Annotated in this window: 16 protein-coding genes; 6 read left to right on the top strand and 10 right to left on the bottom strand. The window is 54.5% G+C overall.

The features are described from left to right. Positions 1 to 74: 74 nt before the first annotated feature. Both PHF39_RS00990 and PHF39_RS00985 read left to right on the top strand, forming a co-directional pair. A complete protein-coding gene (locus tag PHF39_RS00990; RefSeq protein ID WP_300219264.1) occupies positions 75 to 368 on the top strand; it encodes a hypothetical protein in 294 nt (97 codons plus the stop codon). Positions 369 to 434: 66 nt separating this feature from the next. After that, positions 435 to 2729 (top strand): response regulator, encoded by a 2295-nt coding sequence (locus tag PHF39_RS00985; protein ID WP_300219262.1) that lies wholly within the window; start codon positions 435 to 437, stop codon positions 2727 to 2729. Here PHF39_RS00985 and PHF39_RS00980 read toward each other — a convergent pair. Continuing rightward, entirely contained in the window at positions 2726 to 3889 is a 1164-nt protein-coding gene (locus tag PHF39_RS00980) for an NAD(P)/FAD-dependent oxidoreductase (RefSeq protein WP_300219260.1), read from the bottom strand. The genes PHF39_RS00985 and PHF39_RS00980 overlap by 4 nt on opposite strands. Before the next feature lie 29 nt (positions 3890 to 3918). Further along, positions 3919 to 4488, bottom strand: a complete 570-nt coding sequence (locus tag PHF39_RS00975) for a hypothetical protein (RefSeq protein ID WP_300219258.1) — start codon at positions 4486 to 4488, stop codon at positions 3919 to 3921. A 203-nt stretch (positions 4489 to 4691) separates the two neighbouring features. Here PHF39_RS00975 and PHF39_RS00970 point away from each other — a divergent pair, with 203 nt between their 5' ends. Next, the gene (locus tag PHF39_RS00970; protein WP_300219256.1) at positions 4692 to 5783 is read left to right on the top strand and encodes a hypothetical protein; all 1092 of its coding nucleotides are present in this window, start codon (positions 4692 to 4694) and stop codon (positions 5781 to 5783) included. Positions 5784 to 5868: 85 nt separating this feature from the next. Beyond that, complete coding sequence (locus tag PHF39_RS00965) at positions 5869 to 6441, top strand: DUF308 domain-containing protein (RefSeq protein WP_300219254.1); 573 nt, start codon at positions 5869 to 5871, stop codon at positions 6439 to 6441. Between the two features lie 35 nt (positions 6442 to 6476). Here PHF39_RS00965 and PHF39_RS00960 read toward each other — a convergent pair whose 3' ends face one another. From PHF39_RS00960 to PHF39_RS00950, 3 genes are read right to left on the bottom strand one after another with little or no spacing between them, the layout of a single operon-like run. Then, positions 6477 to 8495, bottom strand: a complete 2019-nt coding sequence (locus PHF39_RS00960; RefSeq protein ID WP_300219252.1) for a type B DNA-directed DNA polymerase — start codon at positions 8493 to 8495, stop codon at positions 6477 to 6479. Further along, the gene (locus PHF39_RS00955) at positions 8464 to 8718 is read right to left on the bottom strand and encodes a hypothetical protein (protein ID WP_300219250.1); all 255 of its coding nucleotides are present in this window, start codon (positions 8716 to 8718) and stop codon (positions 8464 to 8466) included. The genes PHF39_RS00960 and PHF39_RS00955 overlap by 32 nt, the downstream gene beginning before the upstream one ends. Beyond that, positions 8718 to 9245 carry a hypothetical protein gene (locus tag PHF39_RS00950; protein ID WP_300219247.1) on the bottom strand — a complete coding sequence of 176 codons (528 nt, stop codon included), beginning with the start codon at positions 9243 to 9245 and terminating at the stop codon, positions 8718 to 8720. The genes PHF39_RS00955 and PHF39_RS00950 overlap by 1 nt, the downstream gene beginning before the upstream one ends. A gap of 57 nt (positions 9246 to 9302) precedes the next feature. Between PHF39_RS00950 and PHF39_RS00945 the strand changes: the two genes are divergently transcribed. Further along, positions 9303 to 10037, top strand: coding sequence for an SOS response-associated peptidase (locus PHF39_RS00945; protein WP_300219244.1), 735 nt, complete (start codon positions 9303 to 9305; stop codon positions 10035 to 10037). An 885-nt stretch (positions 10038 to 10922) separates the two neighbouring features. Here the strand turns inward: PHF39_RS00945 and PHF39_RS00940 are convergent. From PHF39_RS00940 to PHF39_RS00920, 5 genes are read right to left on the bottom strand one after another with little or no spacing between them, the layout of a single operon-like run. Continuing rightward, complete coding sequence (locus PHF39_RS00940) at positions 10923 to 11516, bottom strand: tetratricopeptide repeat protein (RefSeq protein ID WP_300219241.1); 594 nt, start codon at positions 11514 to 11516, stop codon at positions 10923 to 10925. 24 nt (positions 11517 to 11540) lie between these two features. Continuing rightward, a complete protein-coding gene (locus PHF39_RS00935) occupies positions 11541 to 12386 on the bottom strand; it encodes a hypothetical protein (protein ID WP_300219238.1) in 846 nt (281 codons plus the stop codon). Between the two features lie 17 nt (positions 12387 to 12403). Then, complete coding sequence (locus PHF39_RS00930) at positions 12404 to 14362, bottom strand: hypothetical protein (protein ID WP_300219235.1); 1959 nt, start codon at positions 14360 to 14362, stop codon at positions 12404 to 12406. Further along, positions 14349 to 14777: a hypothetical protein gene (locus tag PHF39_RS00925; RefSeq protein WP_300219232.1), complete on the bottom strand. Its 429-nt coding sequence runs from the start codon at positions 14775 to 14777 to the stop codon at positions 14349 to 14351. Before PHF39_RS00925 ends, PHF39_RS00930 begins: the two co-directional genes overlap by 14 nt. A gap of 43 nt (positions 14778 to 14820) precedes the next feature. Beyond that, complete coding sequence (locus PHF39_RS00920; RefSeq protein ID WP_300219229.1) at positions 14821 to 15045, bottom strand: hypothetical protein; 225 nt, start codon at positions 15043 to 15045, stop codon at positions 14821 to 14823. A gap of 131 nt (positions 15046 to 15176) precedes the next feature. Here PHF39_RS00920 and PHF39_RS00915 point away from each other — a divergent pair. Continuing rightward, positions 15177 to 15906 (top strand): STAS domain-containing protein (locus PHF39_RS00915; RefSeq protein ID WP_300219226.1); only part of this gene is annotated, 730 nt, incomplete at its 3' end.

The raw sequence follows: 15906 nt of genomic DNA, 5'->3' as shown, positions 1-15906 counted from the left end.
AACCGAATGTTTTCCGTCATTCTTCCCATCATTTATCTTCCATCCCGATCTACACCGGAGGAGAGGATCGAAGAATGGTTCATTTCAGCGGGATCCAGGGATTGATCGCCGGTTACATTGCATCCCCGCAGGGCAGGGAGATGGTCAAAAGCTTCCTTTCCTCTCCCGAAGGGCAGGAGGCCATCAATGCGTACCTTGCAACACCGGAAGGTCAGGGCATGGCAAAACTCCTTCTCATAAAGGCACTCGACAACCTCAGCCTGCCCGGACCGCTCAAGGAGGAGATCCGGTCAGCTCTTGTGACTGAAGAGGAGCAGCAACGTTGTCCGGACGTTCCGGGTATATCACGGTACCCGGAAAAAGAATAAATAGCAATTTCCATTAAAATAGACCTTACAACAATACACTATACCTGCATTGAGAGTTTGGCCCTGATGATCTCACTCCTCTATGTTGACGATGAGCCGGAACTGCTCACCCTTGGCAAGCTGTTTCTCGAACGTGAGGGGGAGTTCTCGGTAACAACCACCACATCCTCCCCGGAAGTCCTGAACCTTCTCACAACGAATAGTTTCGATGCCATCATCTCGGATTACCAGATGCCTGTTATGGACGGGATCGAACTGCTCAAGCAGGTAAGGGGAAAGGACATCACCATCCCCTTTATCCTCTTCACCGGGAAAGGACGCGAGGATGTTGTGATCGAAGCGATCAACAATGGGGCCGACTTTTATCTCCAGAAAGGGGGAGCCGCCCGCCCGCAGTTCGCAGAACTCCGGCACAAGATCCTCGCGGCACTCGAGCGGCGCCGGGCCCTGGCCGCGCTGAAGGACTCCGAGCAGAAACTCGCAAGCATCATCGATTTCCTTCCCGATGCAACCTTTGCCATCAACACCGATGGCAAGGTGATTGCCTGGAACAAGGCCATCGAGACGATGACCGGGGTTAAGGCAGCAGAGATGCTGGGCAGAGGCCGGTACGAATATGCAATCCCCTTTTACTCCGATCGCAGGCCTATGCTCATCGACCTTGTCCTTTCCCCGGACAACTCCTTCGAATCAAAGCACTACCTGGACCCCTGTCACACCGGCATAACCCTCACTGCCGAGAGTGTCCTGGAACACCCAAAAAACGGCAGGACGCATATCTGGGGTAAAGCCAGCCGCCTGTACGACCAGGACGGCAACATCTCGGGCGCAATCGAATCCATCCGTGACATCACGGAACAGAGAAAAGTGGACCAGACGCTCCGGGAGAGCGAGGCAAAATACCGCGAACTCGTCGAGAACGCAAGCACAATCATCCTGAAGCTGGACAGGACGGGCACCATCACCTTCTTCAATGAATATGCGCAGCGATTTTTCGGTTTCTCCGTCGATGAGGTCATGGGTCGGCCTGTTGTGGGCACCATTGTTCCGGAGCATGAATCCGGGACCAATCGCGATCTCCCCTCCCTGCTGGAGAACATTGTCCACGATCCCGATCGGTATGCCAGTAATGAGAATGAAAATGTGACAAAAGAGGGCGACCGGGTCTGGATCCACTGGTGGAACAAACCGATCTTCGATAAAAGCGGAAAAATGCAGGGGGTCCTGTGCGTGGGTTCTGATATCACTGCCCGCCGCAGGATGGAAGACGAGCTCCGTGCAGAGAACGAGAAGAACCGGGGGCTGATGAGCCATGCCATCGATGCCATCTTCATCATCGATGCTGAATCCGGCAGGTTTACCGATGCCAACCGGAGGGGTCTTGCACTGCTTGGCAGGTCGGCAGATGAACTTAAGGAGATGCGCTACACGGACATCTGCCCGGTGGAGTTCCATGACCTCTTCAGGAGGCATTTTGCCATGGTGGCAAAGACCGGGACCGGGTCGTTCCCCCTGACGGTCATCGACCATGAGGGAAGGTACATCTCCGTGATCTCCAGTAGTACCCTTATCGAAATGGGTGGCAGACCGCACATGCTCGCCATCTTTCACGATATTTCCGAGATCCAGATGGCCCATGACGCGCTTCAGCTGGCCAATAAAAAGCTCAACCTGCTCTCTGACATCACCCGCCACGACATCATGAACAAGCTGACCATTCTTGGAGGTTACCTGCAACTGCTCCACGATAAACCGCGGGAACCCGACTTCACGATGTACATGAAGAAAGTCAACAGCATCGTCAATACGATCAGCGAGAACATCGAGTTCACAAAACTCTACCAGAACCTTGGCATGGCTGCACCCTCCTGGCAGAATGTTCACGATGTCTTTTTCCATGCCTGCGCAAGGATGGATATCCGGAAGATCTGTGTCCAGTCAGATACCGGGGACCTGGAAATCTTTGCAGATCCTCTCCTCGAACGGGCGTTTTTCAATCTTGCAGAAAATGCCATTACCCACGGGGGAAACGTGACCACCATCAGGATCTCCGCAAAGAAAGCCCACGAAGGCGGGATCTTCCTTATTGTTGAGGACAACGGTTCAGGAATACCCCCCTCCGACAAGGAGAAGATCTTTTCCAAGGGATTCGGGAAGAACACCGGCCTTGGACTCTTCTTAGTGCGGGAGATCCTCTCCATCAGCGGGATCACCATCCGCGAGAACGGCGAGTACCGCAAGGGAGCACACTTCGAGATCTTCGTCCCGCGGGGAGTCTTCCGGTATCCTGAAAATAAAGCGAGCGACCGCTGCCATATCCAGGTCACGGGATCAGACCGGCGCGATCTCCTGCACGGTTAGAAGAGGGCTTTGAAGCCGGTACGGGCGAGCGGCCCAAGAAGCCGCAGCGTGGCGGGATTCAGGAGCAGCCGCTTGACAACAGCCGATGGCCGGTCCATATCGCCGTACTCCTCGATAGTCCGGATAAGTCCCGGATCGTCAAGGGCACGCACGAGCTCGTCCATGTCATCCGGGGACAACCGTTCCCGCATTCCAAAGAGCCGGAAGCCAAGGGAGAGTTCGTTCCCGAAATCCTCGTTCCACAAGCGTTCGTAGCGGGAGAGGAACTCGTCATCGTACCGGTCATGTTCGCATGCTGCTATGGCAACGGCAGCAGCATGCCGGGCCGAGCGGATACCGGTGTATACTCCTCCGCCAGAGGTGGGTTTGGCAAAGCCGGCAGCATCACCGGTAATGAGGGTGCGGTGCCCGTAGGTCCGTGGCATGATCCCAAGGGGGATGGTACCGGTCACGAGATGGACCGTTGAGGGGGAAAACATCTTCCGGAACTCTGCAAACAGCGCGGGGACATTTGTGCGGGAGCAGAGGCCGATCCGCGTCCTGTCGGGCCCAGCGGGGATTGCCCAGCCGAAGAAGTCCGGGGACGCATCCGGGTACACCTCCACGAACCGGGGGTCGATCTCCTGGGGGACATCCGCCTGGATGCCGGCAAGGAAGACCGGCGGCCGCTCCATCCCCAGCATCCGGGCAACCGAACTCCGTGGACCGTCGGCAGCGATCAAAACCTTGTACCCGATCTCCGCGCTCCCGCTTGGCCCCCGGGTGGTGACCGCATTGATCCCAAGGCCGCATACCGCTGTGTGGAGCAGGTATTCTGCCCCGGCACCTGCCGCATGCTCCGCCATCTCCCGGTCAAGAGTCCCGCGGTCCACGACAAACGCCATGGTCTTCTTTGCATCGATAAGGATCCGGGAACCCTTGCCGGAGATTACCCGGGCACCGGAGACCTTGTTCTGGACAGCCCGCCCCGAGACCCGGCACTCGGTAAACGCCGCATTCGAGAGGAGACCGGCGCACTGGACCGGGTACCCGATCGTCCCGTGCTCCTCGATACAGAGGGTCCGGAGGCCCGCTGCCGCGCATGCACCGGCTGCCGCACTGCCGGCAGGTCCGGCACCGACAACAACAACATCGTACTTTGCGGACTGCAGCGGGATCATGGCGGGATTTTGTAAAAAAATTGGCAGGACTATGACCTGCGGCCGGGCTTATGGGTAGTGCTTGCGGTGACCGGGACGGGCTCGTTATCTGCTCCGCCAGGCCGGTAGAGCCCGAGCAGGATCGAAAAGATGCTGAATGCAATTGCCAGCGTTCCCACGATGGACAGGGACAGGTTGTTCGCAAATCCCGGGTAGTAATAGAAGAGCGCCCCGAGAAGTGCGAGCCCGAAGAGGACCATGGCAGGGATGAAGATGTATTTGGTCCGGGGGTGCTGGAGGGAAAGCGTGATATCGGTGAACCCGTTGTAGAACGCCACCCCGGCGATGATCAGGACGAAGAGGATCGAGACAAAGTCCGCGACGATAATGGAGAGGACTCCGGCTACCAGGAGGGCCGCAGCAAGCAAAAACCACATACTGGACTCGTCGCCTTTTCCCGTGATGGCAAGAAACCCGAAGAGGGCGATCCCGAGGATGATCAGGATCCAGAACATTCCATAGAACGTGCCAAGCGTTAGCTCCGGGACAAAGAGCGCGAGGAGACCAAAGATGATCCCGACAGTTCCCCGCAGGATACAGGAAGTTTTTGTGTCAAACATACTTTCACCGGGCAGTGCTGCTGTCCGTTCTTTCGTGTACAGTATTTGTCAATTCAACTACAAAATGCATACTGTCGGGAATTTATCGCAGGAGGAATGGGCGGGGAGGAACTATCGCGTTTCACAAAGCTACGAGCGCGGGGCGATGTGTACTTATGGGCGGAGAGGATAACCGGATAGAACAGGTACGCGGAAAAACCCCTATGCCGACCCAATCCACAAACCCCCGTGATTCCTCCCTGCTTTCCGGGCTCATTGCCGGTGAACTCGCTGCTGCCAGAAAAGAATGCAGCACGTTTTCGGCACAGCCGGAGCCGCGGGGCCTGCAGCAGGTCGTCCTTATCTTCTGTTTCCTGGCAAACATCGTCCTCTTTCTCCTCCGCGCTGACTATATTATCCTCTTCATCGCTGCCAGTTTCTACCTCAACATGTTTTACTTTCTGACACTCCTTGTCCCGACAAGCCCGGGTGCAGTCTCCCTCCAGAAGCCGGAGATCGCCCGGTTCCACACCTGGCTCTGGGAGAACGGCATCCGGTCCGGTACCCGGCAGTTCACCCGGATCTTCGTCAATGCATTCTTCATGAACTGCCGGACCCTGACCTTCCCGCTGGGGCTGCTCTTCTCCATCGATATTGTATTTACCCTGATTACTGCGTATACCGGCCACCTCCCCGGGGACACAGCCCTCTTTGTCATTGCTCAGTCCGCAATCATCATCATGTTTTACGCGCTCATCTGGAAAGTCGAACCCTTCACGGAAGGATTTGCCCAGAACCTTGACAGGTTCAAAAGCCGGCTCTCCCGCGACCTGCCGCCGGCAATCATCTCGCTTTTGTTCCTCACCGGGTTTCTTGCGGTCGTCTTCCTTTTCCTGACATCAATCATCCTCCTGCCGGGGATCACCCTGAACACCTTTCTCACCGAGTCGGGCCTCAGGGAACTTGCCCACCTGGTCTCGCTGCTGGCGATCCTTGCCATCAGCCAGTACTTCATCGTCCGCACCCTGCACGGGCAGCGGAGCCGGGTCATGGCCGGCCGCCTGGTGCAGTACCGGCTGCTGCTTTTAGAGAGCCTTGCACGGGATATTGCGGGCGGCCGTGGTGATACCGGTGACATCGAGAGCCGGTACGAGATGACGTCCCGGCTCCTTGAATCCCGGATTTACCGGATCACCCGCAATTCTCTTGCCGGCGCATTCCCGGTCTATGTCGTGGACCCGGACTTTTCTGTAATGATGGATACGACCACGCTCACGGCGATCAAGGGGTACCTCCGGGAAGACCGCCCAGGATGACTGTTTCAGTCCCCCCGCACCCATGCAGGTAAAAAGAGAATGGCGTATATACTTACCTCGTTTATTGTAAACCGGTAATACACGTATGGCAGACGATGTAACACTCTCCGCCCAGGACATGGTCGAGCTCCAGCTCTTCCCCTGGTGGCTCCTCCTCCTCTGGGGGATCCTTGCACTGCTCCTCGGTGTCGCTCTCCTCATGACTCCCGGGATGACCACGGTCCTCCTCATCACGTTCATGGGTGCCTACTGGCTCGTAGGCGGGATCTTTGCGCTCGCCAGCCTTGCTGTCGACAGGACCAACATGGGATGGAAGATATTCCTTTCAGTCATCAACATCATCGCGGGTATCCTAATCCTCATCTACCCGTTCTATGCCACGCTGTTCACCCTGGAACTCGTGATCATCTTCATCGGGTTCTGGGCATGTTTTATCGGGGCAGCCCACATCATCCAGGCATTCACGAAGAAGGACTGGGGCAACGGCGTGATCGGGATCATCAGCCTGATCTTCGGTCTCCTGCTGCTTGTCAACTCCCTTGTCGCAGCGATCCTCCTGCCCTTTGTGGCAGGCGGATTTGCCATCGTCATGGGGCTCTGCTCCATCTTTGTCTCGTTCATGGCAAAGAAGTGCGCAGACTCCGTGAAGGCTGCGTAATTTTTTTTATCGTTTTTCTCAGGGATACCACCTTTTCACCAGACTGCCAATCCTGCACATTTTACTGGCTGACACTCCGGCTGATTCCCATTCCGGAACGCGAACGCTATCTCCTCCCATGCCTTGTCGAGAAGCCCGCGGTAATACTGCTGGTCAAAAATCTTGGCACACCAGACAGGCTCTGCCTGGTACCGTCGGGCATCGGTCACCACATATTGGATCTTCATGCCGGGCGCAACGGTTAGTCCATGCCGGCGGCAGGCCCTGACCGCTGCCCCCTCGATGCACCGGTGGGCATAGGTCAGGCGGCTGATCCTCCGGCTGATGACCATCTCCTGCACGGGAGCTGACGGGAGCTGGGCAACCGCGTCCCGGTAGCGTGCATGGACCGTATCCCAAAGAGCGTCCAGTTCTGCCACCGTCCCCGCATAGCTCATTTCTGTCAGCATCTCCTGCTGCATGGAGCGGATGAACTCCGGCGTGTCGTGCCGGCGGGCCGCGATCCCCCTGACCTTTATGCTGCCATCCGGAAGCCTGCCGAAATACCGGTTGTACGCCCCGAAACCGTCCGCAAGCGGTTCGAACACAATCCAGTCGAAGTGTTCGACTTCGAGAGATAGCCCGGTCTCCTTCTCGACCCGGGCCTTCAGGAGTTCGACCGGGTCCCCCTGCACCCAGAGGCAGTCAACGATCCCGTGCAGGACGGTAAAGTCCATCTCCTCGGCGATCTCCTTTGTCCGGAGGAGGATCTCCCGTGACTGCCGCGTGATCCCCTCGTGCACCTCAATCATCCCGAACTTCGCGTTTTTGTAGCCCGTGTACCCGAAGCAGGTGACGAGCATCCACTTCAGGATGGAGTCGATCCCTTCGATTGCCGGGTCGGTCTTCTTCAGCTGCTTGGTCCTGATACGCATGCTGATGAGGGGATCAAGGATTTCGGGAAGGAACCCCCTGCGTTCCGGGTGCCCGATGGTCTCCGGTGAGAGATTCACCTGCACGATGATAGAGGGATACATGGACGTGAAATCGATCTCTTCCACGTTCCAGAAAACCCCCGGCCGGGGCTGGAACATCATCCCGCCCCGGTCTGCGGCCTGGAGCGTGCTGATACGCCGGACCGTTTCGCCGTCGCTCTTCCGGAACGGGACCGCGATGCCCCGCCGGATTGCCTCGTACGTCTCGTAGCTGCTGATCAGGGTCCCCGGTGTGAAGCGCGACACCAGGCTTGGGGAGAGCCCCGAGAGCCGGGCGGACATCAGGACTCCTTCAAGACCGCCTTCACGGTACACGAACGATCGTTCGGTATCGATCAGCACCCTCCCGTCAGGGACAAGGGCCGCATCCTTGTGCTCCATCCTGCCGTAACTCCAGTACGAGCGGGAGTTCATTGCCCGGTACTTCCCGTTCCGGGAAAAGGGGAGAGGCAGGCCATGTCTCTCTGCCAGCTGCCGGAGCCGTGGCATCCACGCATCCGCATCCGGCATCAGGATGACATCCGGATCGAGAGCAGAAAAAAGCGCGAAGAGGTCTGAAAGGATTGTTCCTTCGGGCCCGGCAAGGCGTTCGGTGCGCTTGTGGACCAGCTCGACCTCCGGGAGATTCGCCGAACGCTCCGGCTCGCCGTGGATCCGGATGGTGATCACGTCAAGATCGTGGGAGACTTCATGCGAGAACCGGTCATTCTCATTCGCGCTGCACGGGAAGATACCCTGTTCCGCCATGAACCGCTGGTCCCGGCGCACGTCCACATTGAAGAGCTGCACATCGTACTGCGCCTGTTCTTCGATGGCCTCGACCACCATGCGGTCTGCAACGACACGGTACCCCGGAAGGCTGCCAAAGACCGTGCGGATGGTGCACTCCTCTGCACTGTACCGCTCCTCCAGCGCACCGATCATCTCATGGCTGGCATGCGGGTCGGCAAAGTGGACGAGAAACGGGGGGTCGTACGGGTGGTGGACCCGGGTAACGGCCCCACCCTCCTTTGTCCAGAGATCAATGCCGCCATTGCGGTACGCGGAGTCAAGGATCCACATCGCCGTTCCTCTCAGCATCGAGCCGCTCCTGGCGCTTGAGGATCTCGACCAGGACCGAGAACGTCGCCGCCTCAAGCGGATCGTTGCAGGCAACGAATGCCTCGCTCGAATGCTCTTTTGCCAGGTCCGCGAGCTCCTTCCCGTATTTCTGGTCCTCCTTTTTCAGCGCACGGGCCGACCGGGCCCACCGGTCCGCCACGTCCTTCACGCCAAGGCGGGGGCTCACGAACGTCCGGCCCATCATCCCACCTCAAGCGTACGCTGCCCACCGGTGAGCGGCCCCCCGTTCCGTTGCAGCCGGATCGCCCGGGGCGAGACTCGCGAGGAGATATCTTCCGCAGCCGCTATCTCGATGATCCGGTCTGCCTGGCGCATCAGCGCGGCAAACGTACGGTCAATGGCCGGCGTATAGAGAATGACCAGCGATTCGCGGCCGGCATCCTTCAGCGCACGGGCAACCGGCGCAAGCATCTTCCCAGCCCCCTCGAAGAGCGTGGGGTCGTGCTCGACAAGGACGATGGTGTGCGACGCCTCCCGGAGCACCGAGAGGAGCTGGTGGGCCGTGAACGCCCGGCGGATCTCGAAGTTCGTGCTGTCCCGGTGGATTCCCGAAAGGACCCGGGAGTAGTTCCCGCCGATGTAGAGGAAGAGGAAACGCTGGAGATCCGCGTTGCTGTTGATGGCCGAGACCATCACGTGCACCGGCGCAACCACCGCGTTGCAGCTGCCCGGGTAGAGGTTCATTCCCTTACGGATCTCGATCTGCATAGCACCGGATCGCTGCTGCGCAGCAGGAGATAAGGCTCAGGCTGGCGGGGGGTGAAAGTGTCCGGAGCGTTCCGCAAGATTGATGTGGCGCAGGGCGCGATGAGAGAGATAATGTGCAGCCGGTACGCGCTCTGGGCCGTGGACGATCTTGAGGGAAGGTTCCTCATCGTTGATCCCACCATCGGCTTCCGGTCCCATTTCAACATTGCACCGCGGTCGGAGAACCCGGTGGTTGTCTCAGCGGAGGGCAGGAACCGGATCCGACAGATGCGGTGGGGGCTTGTGCCGGGCTGGGCAAAAGAGGGGCAGACAATGCCCCGCCCGGTCAATGCCCGGGCCGAGACCCTGTCAGAAAAACCGATGTTCCGGCAGCTGCTGGTGGAGAACCGCTGTCTTGTCCCGGCAAACGGGTTTTACGAATGGAAGACAGAGGGAACGCGGAAGATCCCGTTCTTCTTCCACCGGCCGGACAATGCGCTCTTCTCGTTTGCCGGCCTGTATGACACCTGGCTGTCCCCCGCAGGTGAGACGCTGGTGAGTTACACGATCATTACCACCAGCACAAACGAGCTCATGGCACAAGTCCATGACCGGATGCCGGTTGTCCTGGCGCGGGAGGGGGAAGAGCGGTGGCTCTCTCCTGTTACGCGTTCCCCGGATGAGCTGATGGAGGTTCTCGTGCCCTGTGCAAATGATGTACTGGAGGTGCATGCCGTGTCGCAGCGGGTGAACAGGCCCGGGAAGGATGACGGGGGGATGATTCTTCCGGTGAATGGGCGGGGGATGGTATGAGGGGGGGGGCCCGCGGCCACACTCGCTGGGGGTTGACCTGATCCGGGGCCGTATCGGGCCCGTATTCCCCCCTTTTCCGGCACCAGAAGGAATAATTCGAAGACTTCGTCTTCTCGTGACTCATGCTTTCAGCATTCGACATTTCTGAAAATGAGGGAATAATTTACTTTTCAATGACCGTTTTCACGTCTGAAAACCAGAGGTAAATTTTATCCACATTCTTTTGGCCGATCTCCTGCCGGATGGGGCTGCGGGTGGGGGGATGTGAGGAAACCCCCGATTTTCAGATACCGATCTACGACGGGGATATCTCGTTCACCGACGGTGTGCCCCGGATCACCGGCGCCTTCCGGTTCATTTCACGTGCTCCCGCCCAGAAATAATGGCGATCATTCAACCAAAAGGCACCAATTAGGTGATTTTTCTGGACTATAATTGCCTTGAATGGGGATACTATCAACGCAATGGGCGTTTTTTCAAAATGGTGTGCTGTAATTCGCGAAAAAGTGCGACTCTCCAAAAATCGGTTTTCCAAAATGGGCTCCGATTCGAAAAAGGAGCGATTTATGAGGAGATTGATTTTGTGGGGATTGACACTGAGAAAGAGGGGGCTGTAGAGCCTGTTGCCTAACCCAAAGTTCTGGCCAAACATGGATAAGCATCCGCGTTAACAAAGCAAACCGTCAGATTTCCCGTGTTCAGCACGGTGAGACCATCTCTGATTCTTCGGTGAGTTGTACTACATGTTCACAAGTGCAAGACAATTGACTGATTTTGCTGCATCAAACTGTGATGCGCAGCGGGTATTTTGGAAAAATGAAAAGCCTATGCTTAATATTGTGGTTGAAAGTTTTGGAGGGGGGATGAGCCGCAAAAATGTTTCAATCATGTGGAGGCCAATGAGGATTTAACCATTTCAAGAATTCTCAATGCTTCTTCATCTTCCGGATCAATCCTCAACGCTTCATCGATGACATTCTTTGCCAATGTAAAATCCCCTTGTGTTAAGAGGGCTCCGGCTTTCATCGTTAATGCAGGCAGATTTTCATTATCAATTCGCAGGGCCGCATCGAAATTGCTGATTGCATCATCAGGTTTGTCGAGATTGAGGTACGGTATCCCCATTCCGATATGTGCAACCATCTGATTATCGGATCCCAAGCCAGATCTAAAAGCATTCTCAAATTTCTTTACTGCCTGTTCGTTTTTTTCCTGCCCAATTAGGATCAAACCCTGTTGTATGTTGATCTCGCCATTCCCCGGATCAAGAGATTCTGCGGTATTGAACACCTTGAGCGCATCATCCAACTTTCCAAGGAACCGAAGAGCCAACCCCAGATTATGCCATGCGTGAACATTGTACCTGTCGAGTTTCACAACATGACGATATGCGGCAACTGCTTTCTGGTATTCTTCATTTTCATGATATTTCCGCCCGAGGTCGAACCACTCTTCTTTTGATTTCTCTGAATGCCTCATATAAGATCACGTTTTGTGCAACACTCATTTACTGTTGGATTGTTTTTCGTCAGTGGATTTTTCTGTCGGCAAATAGTAGCATTTGTCCAGGACCAAACTGATCTGCCCTTTGACAGGCAGGTAGTCCCTCCCATAATCCTGCGCTGGTTGTCGCAACGAGATCAGGCGCGGATCGAACGGGAGATCCTTGCCCGGGAAATCTAAAGCTCGTATTACCGGTAACTTGATACCCTGTTTTTTGAAGGCACTCAGGAAGTTCACTCGGACTTCATAGAGGAATTCAAAATAATTCGCATTACGGGGGATTTTGAGATGACTTGTCATTTTATCCCGGGATTTGGTGTCGTACGGCACGCAGATATCGGGAAGAAGAATACAAAACTGCTTGGCGAAATACACACTTTCCTTAATTTTGAAACTTTCGAATTTTTCTTTGAAATAACTGTCAAACCAGCCATCGCAGAAAAGTGTCTTGTTGTAATTGGCAGATTTTTCGGACAGGGTTTTCCATTCTCCCTTTAAATTTCGTAAGACGGTGTAAGCATCCCTGACCCGGGGTCTCAGGTTCGAAGGATCTCCCGCATCAACAGCGGTAATAACATTGAGATGATCACAACGATCGACGAACATTCTGAGGAATCCGAACATGAAGTCATCGAACTGAACATTCTTTTTCAGCTTCCAGTGACCCGTGCATCCCAGATCTTTTTTACAGGTACAGGATTCATCGCAGGTACAGTCTACATATTCCCAAAGTTCCGTCCGAGTAGCGTGTTCCTGGATCGGATACTTATTACGATTTTTCGCTGCCTGTTTGTTGGATTCGCCAATCCTTTCTGTCATCCACTGTTGGGTAATTTCATCGTCCATTCGGATCACCGTTATCTCTACTTCATTCTGTTCCCGAACACGATCCACTTCACGAATTCTTCGATTTCCCCCTCGCTGGAAAAATTGCCGTCAATAAAAATATCGCCAGGGTGCGGATTCTCCCGTTCCTGTTTTATCATCGAACCTTCAGGAAGGATCTTGATGATTTCAGCTGCGTTTTGTATTCCCATATTACTTGCAAGAATGTGGGGATAGACACGGAACCGCACCTGGTTGGATCCGGATATTGTTGGCTTGAAAAGCGAGATCATATCAAGCTCTTTCTTGTTCGGATACCCGATCTCATTTTCTGCCCGGTATGTGAACTTGGTCTTCTGATCAATGACGGATTTCCCGAAAAAAGAGTCCAATTCTTTTCGTAGTTTTGCATAAATCCCATTCGGATTGATACTGCTGATGTTCGTCCTTTCAACTGCGAGGGAACGATTCTGTGACCGGGCATTATTTTTTGTAATGATCTCTGAAGGATTCCTTTTCATCGATTGAATTTTCCCCGCAATGTTGGTGAAAATTCGTACTTCAGCAGATCCCTCGGTCAGCGGGATCGTAATTGCCGGTGTATCGCAGGGCAGGGTTATATCAGGATATCGCGGTTTTTTCCAGACATCTCCTCCGGTCCAGACAATCCCCGTTGGCCAGTCGGACGGGATTGACCGTCGGAAAAAGATAGAAGTTCCAAAAAGGGGAATCTTCCATTGGCATGATGCCTCGGACCAGCCATTTAATGGGAAGTAATTTTCCTGACACAGAAATTCTCCTTTGGGACGGAACCGGTGAATCAGATTTAATCCAATGTCGGCGTCAGGTTTCGGATATTTCCGGGGCTCGTGCCATGGGCCATAAACATCATAGCAGACGAAGGGGAAAAACCGGACACCATTTAGCTCAAAGATACGGGGTTTGCCGAGTTCGCCGTCATGGTGATTTTTAGCAAGTATGATACTGTTCCTTTCGGTATCATCAGACGGGTAAAACTTTCTGCAGATGGAAATTATTCCGGTCCTGTCGATGGTGATTGCTATCTGATCCTGATCGTATGCATCTTCAGCGACAGGTCGGTCGAAGAATCCATCAATCCCGATGCAGACTTTGATATTTCGGCTTGTTCCGGAGAGGACTTCCTTCACGCATCGTTCAATCTCCGGATACATTGTATCTGCCCTCTCGTGTTGTGTATGAACCCAACCACCGGGAAAGAGGACCACTCCGTCCCCCGATGTTTTATCGATCGTTGAACGGAGAATTTGGTCCAGCTCAGCTATTCGTATCGGGTTATTGCCGGGATCTTTTTCATCAGCAATTTTCAAATTTGATTTCAGAATAACCGTCGCAATCCAGTCTTGTCTCGGCATTTTGAGAGATATGCCATTCATACTCGTATCTCCGGCCGTGTTTTGGGCTTCAATCAGATTCTGAAATTTTTGAATGTCATTTGCATTATTTACGTCAAGACTGCACCATGCCATATCCCTCGCGAATAACCGGACCGTTGGACAGAACCCGTTCGCTTCCGGAATAAAATCCCTCAAAGTATCATACCATGTGCGCTGCTCATCACGAAAGGGAGGATCGTTGTCGCATGCACGGATTTCATCGCAATGTCTCATCCAGGTGCTGCGCGAGAATCCGAGATTAATATCGGAGGGATACTGAGAGAGAGCAATCTTCCGCGGTTCGGTGAAATGCTGCGATTCATCGAACTCAACAATCATTTTCTGTTCAGGCAGGAAAAAATCAATATCGACATATGCCGCCCTGACAAACACGGAAAAACCGCGATGGTTCTGCAGGGCAGAGTAGATGTCGTTCAGAACAGAATACCTCGGATGTTCCCGCAACTCTTCTGGTCGCGTCCCGAGTTGTATCCGGTAATTGGGAATGACCGTCCCATAGATTTTTTCAAGAAGTTGCCGGACCCTTACCTTGCATTCCCTGCATCGCTCATTGTGGGACATCAGGCACTTCCGCAATATTGTTCATCCAACGTATAAACAAAAAATTTTCCATTTTCAACAAATCCCGAGGAAGATTTTTTTTACGACTGTTCAGTTCTTGCATTAGGAAGGCATTAACTTCCTTTTTTCGATATGACCGGCTTGAAATGCAGGTAAGATCCCGGACATCATGAAATCCATAATCGATGCACCACGGGCGGGCAAGTTTGAGATCAATGTTTTCCCCGGAATAGCCTTTCACATACGAATAGACAATCGCTGATAACTGAAGGACTTCACTCTGACAAAATCCCTCAAAGACTCTAACATCTGATAGTTCTGAAAGTGAAATGTGCTGAGCGATATAACGGCCTTGAATGTCCTTTACGTTTTTCAGCAGGATCTTCTTTTGAAGACCCCATTTGGTTTTGAACACACCGAATCGAATGAATGTTCCGGTAAATGTTGCTCTCCTTCCCTCACCTCCCCCCAAACCGGAAGATCGTGATCCCGAAGAACCGCTCGAAGAAGTATAAAACCCCGAAAAAGAAGATCGCGTAGATAACAAAGCCGACGATGAACCCGAAGATCCCGGAAAGGCCAAGAGCGGCGAGCAGAATATTCGAAAGGGTATTGGAAACAAGGATGGCGCAGAGAAGGACGAGCACGAAGGTGACGATGCGCCGGGCTGAGGAGAGATCCATAGAAGTACTCCGGTGCGCGGAAATATAAACGCTTCAGGAGGGACGCTGGAATATTTCGCTCCGGTTTTTTCCTGGTACCTCACCATTATAAGTGGCTTTACGTAATAACTCCATAAACGGAAGCGAATCTCATGGAAGCCAGAAGCGAACGAAGGGACGGGATTCTTGTTTTTTTTGTCAACGGGAGACTCGATGCCCACGGGGCCCGGCAGCTCGATGAGTGGGCGCGGGAAGAACTCAATGACGATGACAAGGAACTGGTCGTCGATCTCTCGGGATCGGCCTACCTGAGCAGCGGGGGCATACGGACATTCAACGGGTTAAAGCGCGAGCTGAAGCGGAGGAACGGCCAGTTCGCGCTTGCCGCGGTCGGGGAGTACCCCTATAAGGTGCTGGAGATGGCCGGATTCACCACGGTCTTTACCCTGTACCCGACAACGGAAGAGGCAGTCGATGACATCCGCAAAAAACGGAAGAACCCGTCGCTCTTCAACGAGATCTTCTACAAGAAGATCATCGAGGGCAATGTCAGCCTGACCATCGAGCCCGGGTGGATGACCAAAAACCCGGTCCTCCGCGTCACAGGCGATCTCGACAAGGTGCTCCATGCAACCATCACCGAGCCGGACGTGAAGGTGAAGAAGTTTTCCGAGGTGACGTACTCGCTGGGCCTTGGTGCACTCGGCGCCGATGTCAAGGATGCGATCCCGCTTCTGGGCGAGATGATCACGCTCTATGGATCGATGGTCTGGCTCCCCACCGATGGCCACAGCACGCCCGATTTCCTGACACCGGGGACGGCAACCGGGGGCGACCTGCCGGTCTATACCGGGTACAATATCACGCTGGACGGCCCCTTCA

This window comes from Methanoregula sp., from assembly GCF_028712425.1.
GTDB lineage: Archaea > Halobacteriota > Methanomicrobia > Methanomicrobiales > Methanospirillaceae > Methanoregula.
Note: the sequence above shows the minus strand (reverse complement) of the source record. Positions and strands in the feature narration are given on the sequence as shown.

Bases quoted from the DNA above. Each gene is read 5' to 3' on its own strand.
- PHF39_RS00990 (WP_300219264.1), top strand. From the start codon at position 75: ATGGTTCATTTCAGCGGGATCCAGGGATTGATCGCCGGTTACATTGCA.
- PHF39_RS00985 (WP_300219262.1), top strand. From the start codon at position 435: ATGATCTCACTCCTCTATGTTGACGATGAGCCGGAACTGCTCACCCTT.
- PHF39_RS00980 (WP_300219260.1), bottom strand. From the start codon at position 3,889: ATGATCCCGCTGCAGTCCGCAAAGTACGATGTTGTTGTTGTCGGTGCC.
- PHF39_RS00975 (WP_300219258.1), bottom strand. From the start codon at position 4,488: ATGTTTGACACAAAAACTTCCTGTATCCTGCGGGGAACTGTCGGGATC.
- PHF39_RS00970 (WP_300219256.1), top strand. From the start codon at position 4,692: ATGCCGACCCAATCCACAAACCCCCGTGATTCCTCCCTGCTTTCCGGG.
- PHF39_RS00965 (WP_300219254.1), top strand. From the start codon at position 5,869: ATGGCAGACGATGTAACACTCTCCGCCCAGGACATGGTCGAGCTCCAG.
- PHF39_RS00960 (WP_300219252.1), bottom strand. From the start codon at position 8,495: ATGCTGAGAGGAACGGCGATGTGGATCCTTGACTCCGCGTACCGCAAT.
- PHF39_RS00955 (WP_300219250.1), bottom strand. From the start codon at position 8,718: ATGGGCCGGACGTTCGTGAGCCCCCGCCTTGGCGTGAAGGACGTGGCG.
- PHF39_RS00950 (WP_300219247.1), bottom strand. From the start codon at position 9,245: ATGCAGATCGAGATCCGTAAGGGAATGAACCTCTACCCGGGCAGCTGC.
- PHF39_RS00940 (WP_300219241.1), bottom strand. From the start codon at position 11,516: ATGAGGCATTCAGAGAAATCAAAAGAAGAGTGGTTCGACCTCGGGCGG.
- PHF39_RS00935 (WP_300219238.1), bottom strand. From the start codon at position 12,386: ATGGACGATGAAATTACCCAACAGTGGATGACAGAAAGGATTGGCGAA.
- PHF39_RS00930 (WP_300219235.1), bottom strand. From the start codon at position 14,362: ATGTCCCACAATGAGCGATGCAGGGAATGCAAGGTAAGGGTCCGGCAA.
- PHF39_RS00920 (WP_300219229.1), bottom strand. From the start codon at position 15,045: ATGGATCTCTCCTCAGCCCGGCGCATCGTCACCTTCGTGCTCGTCCTT.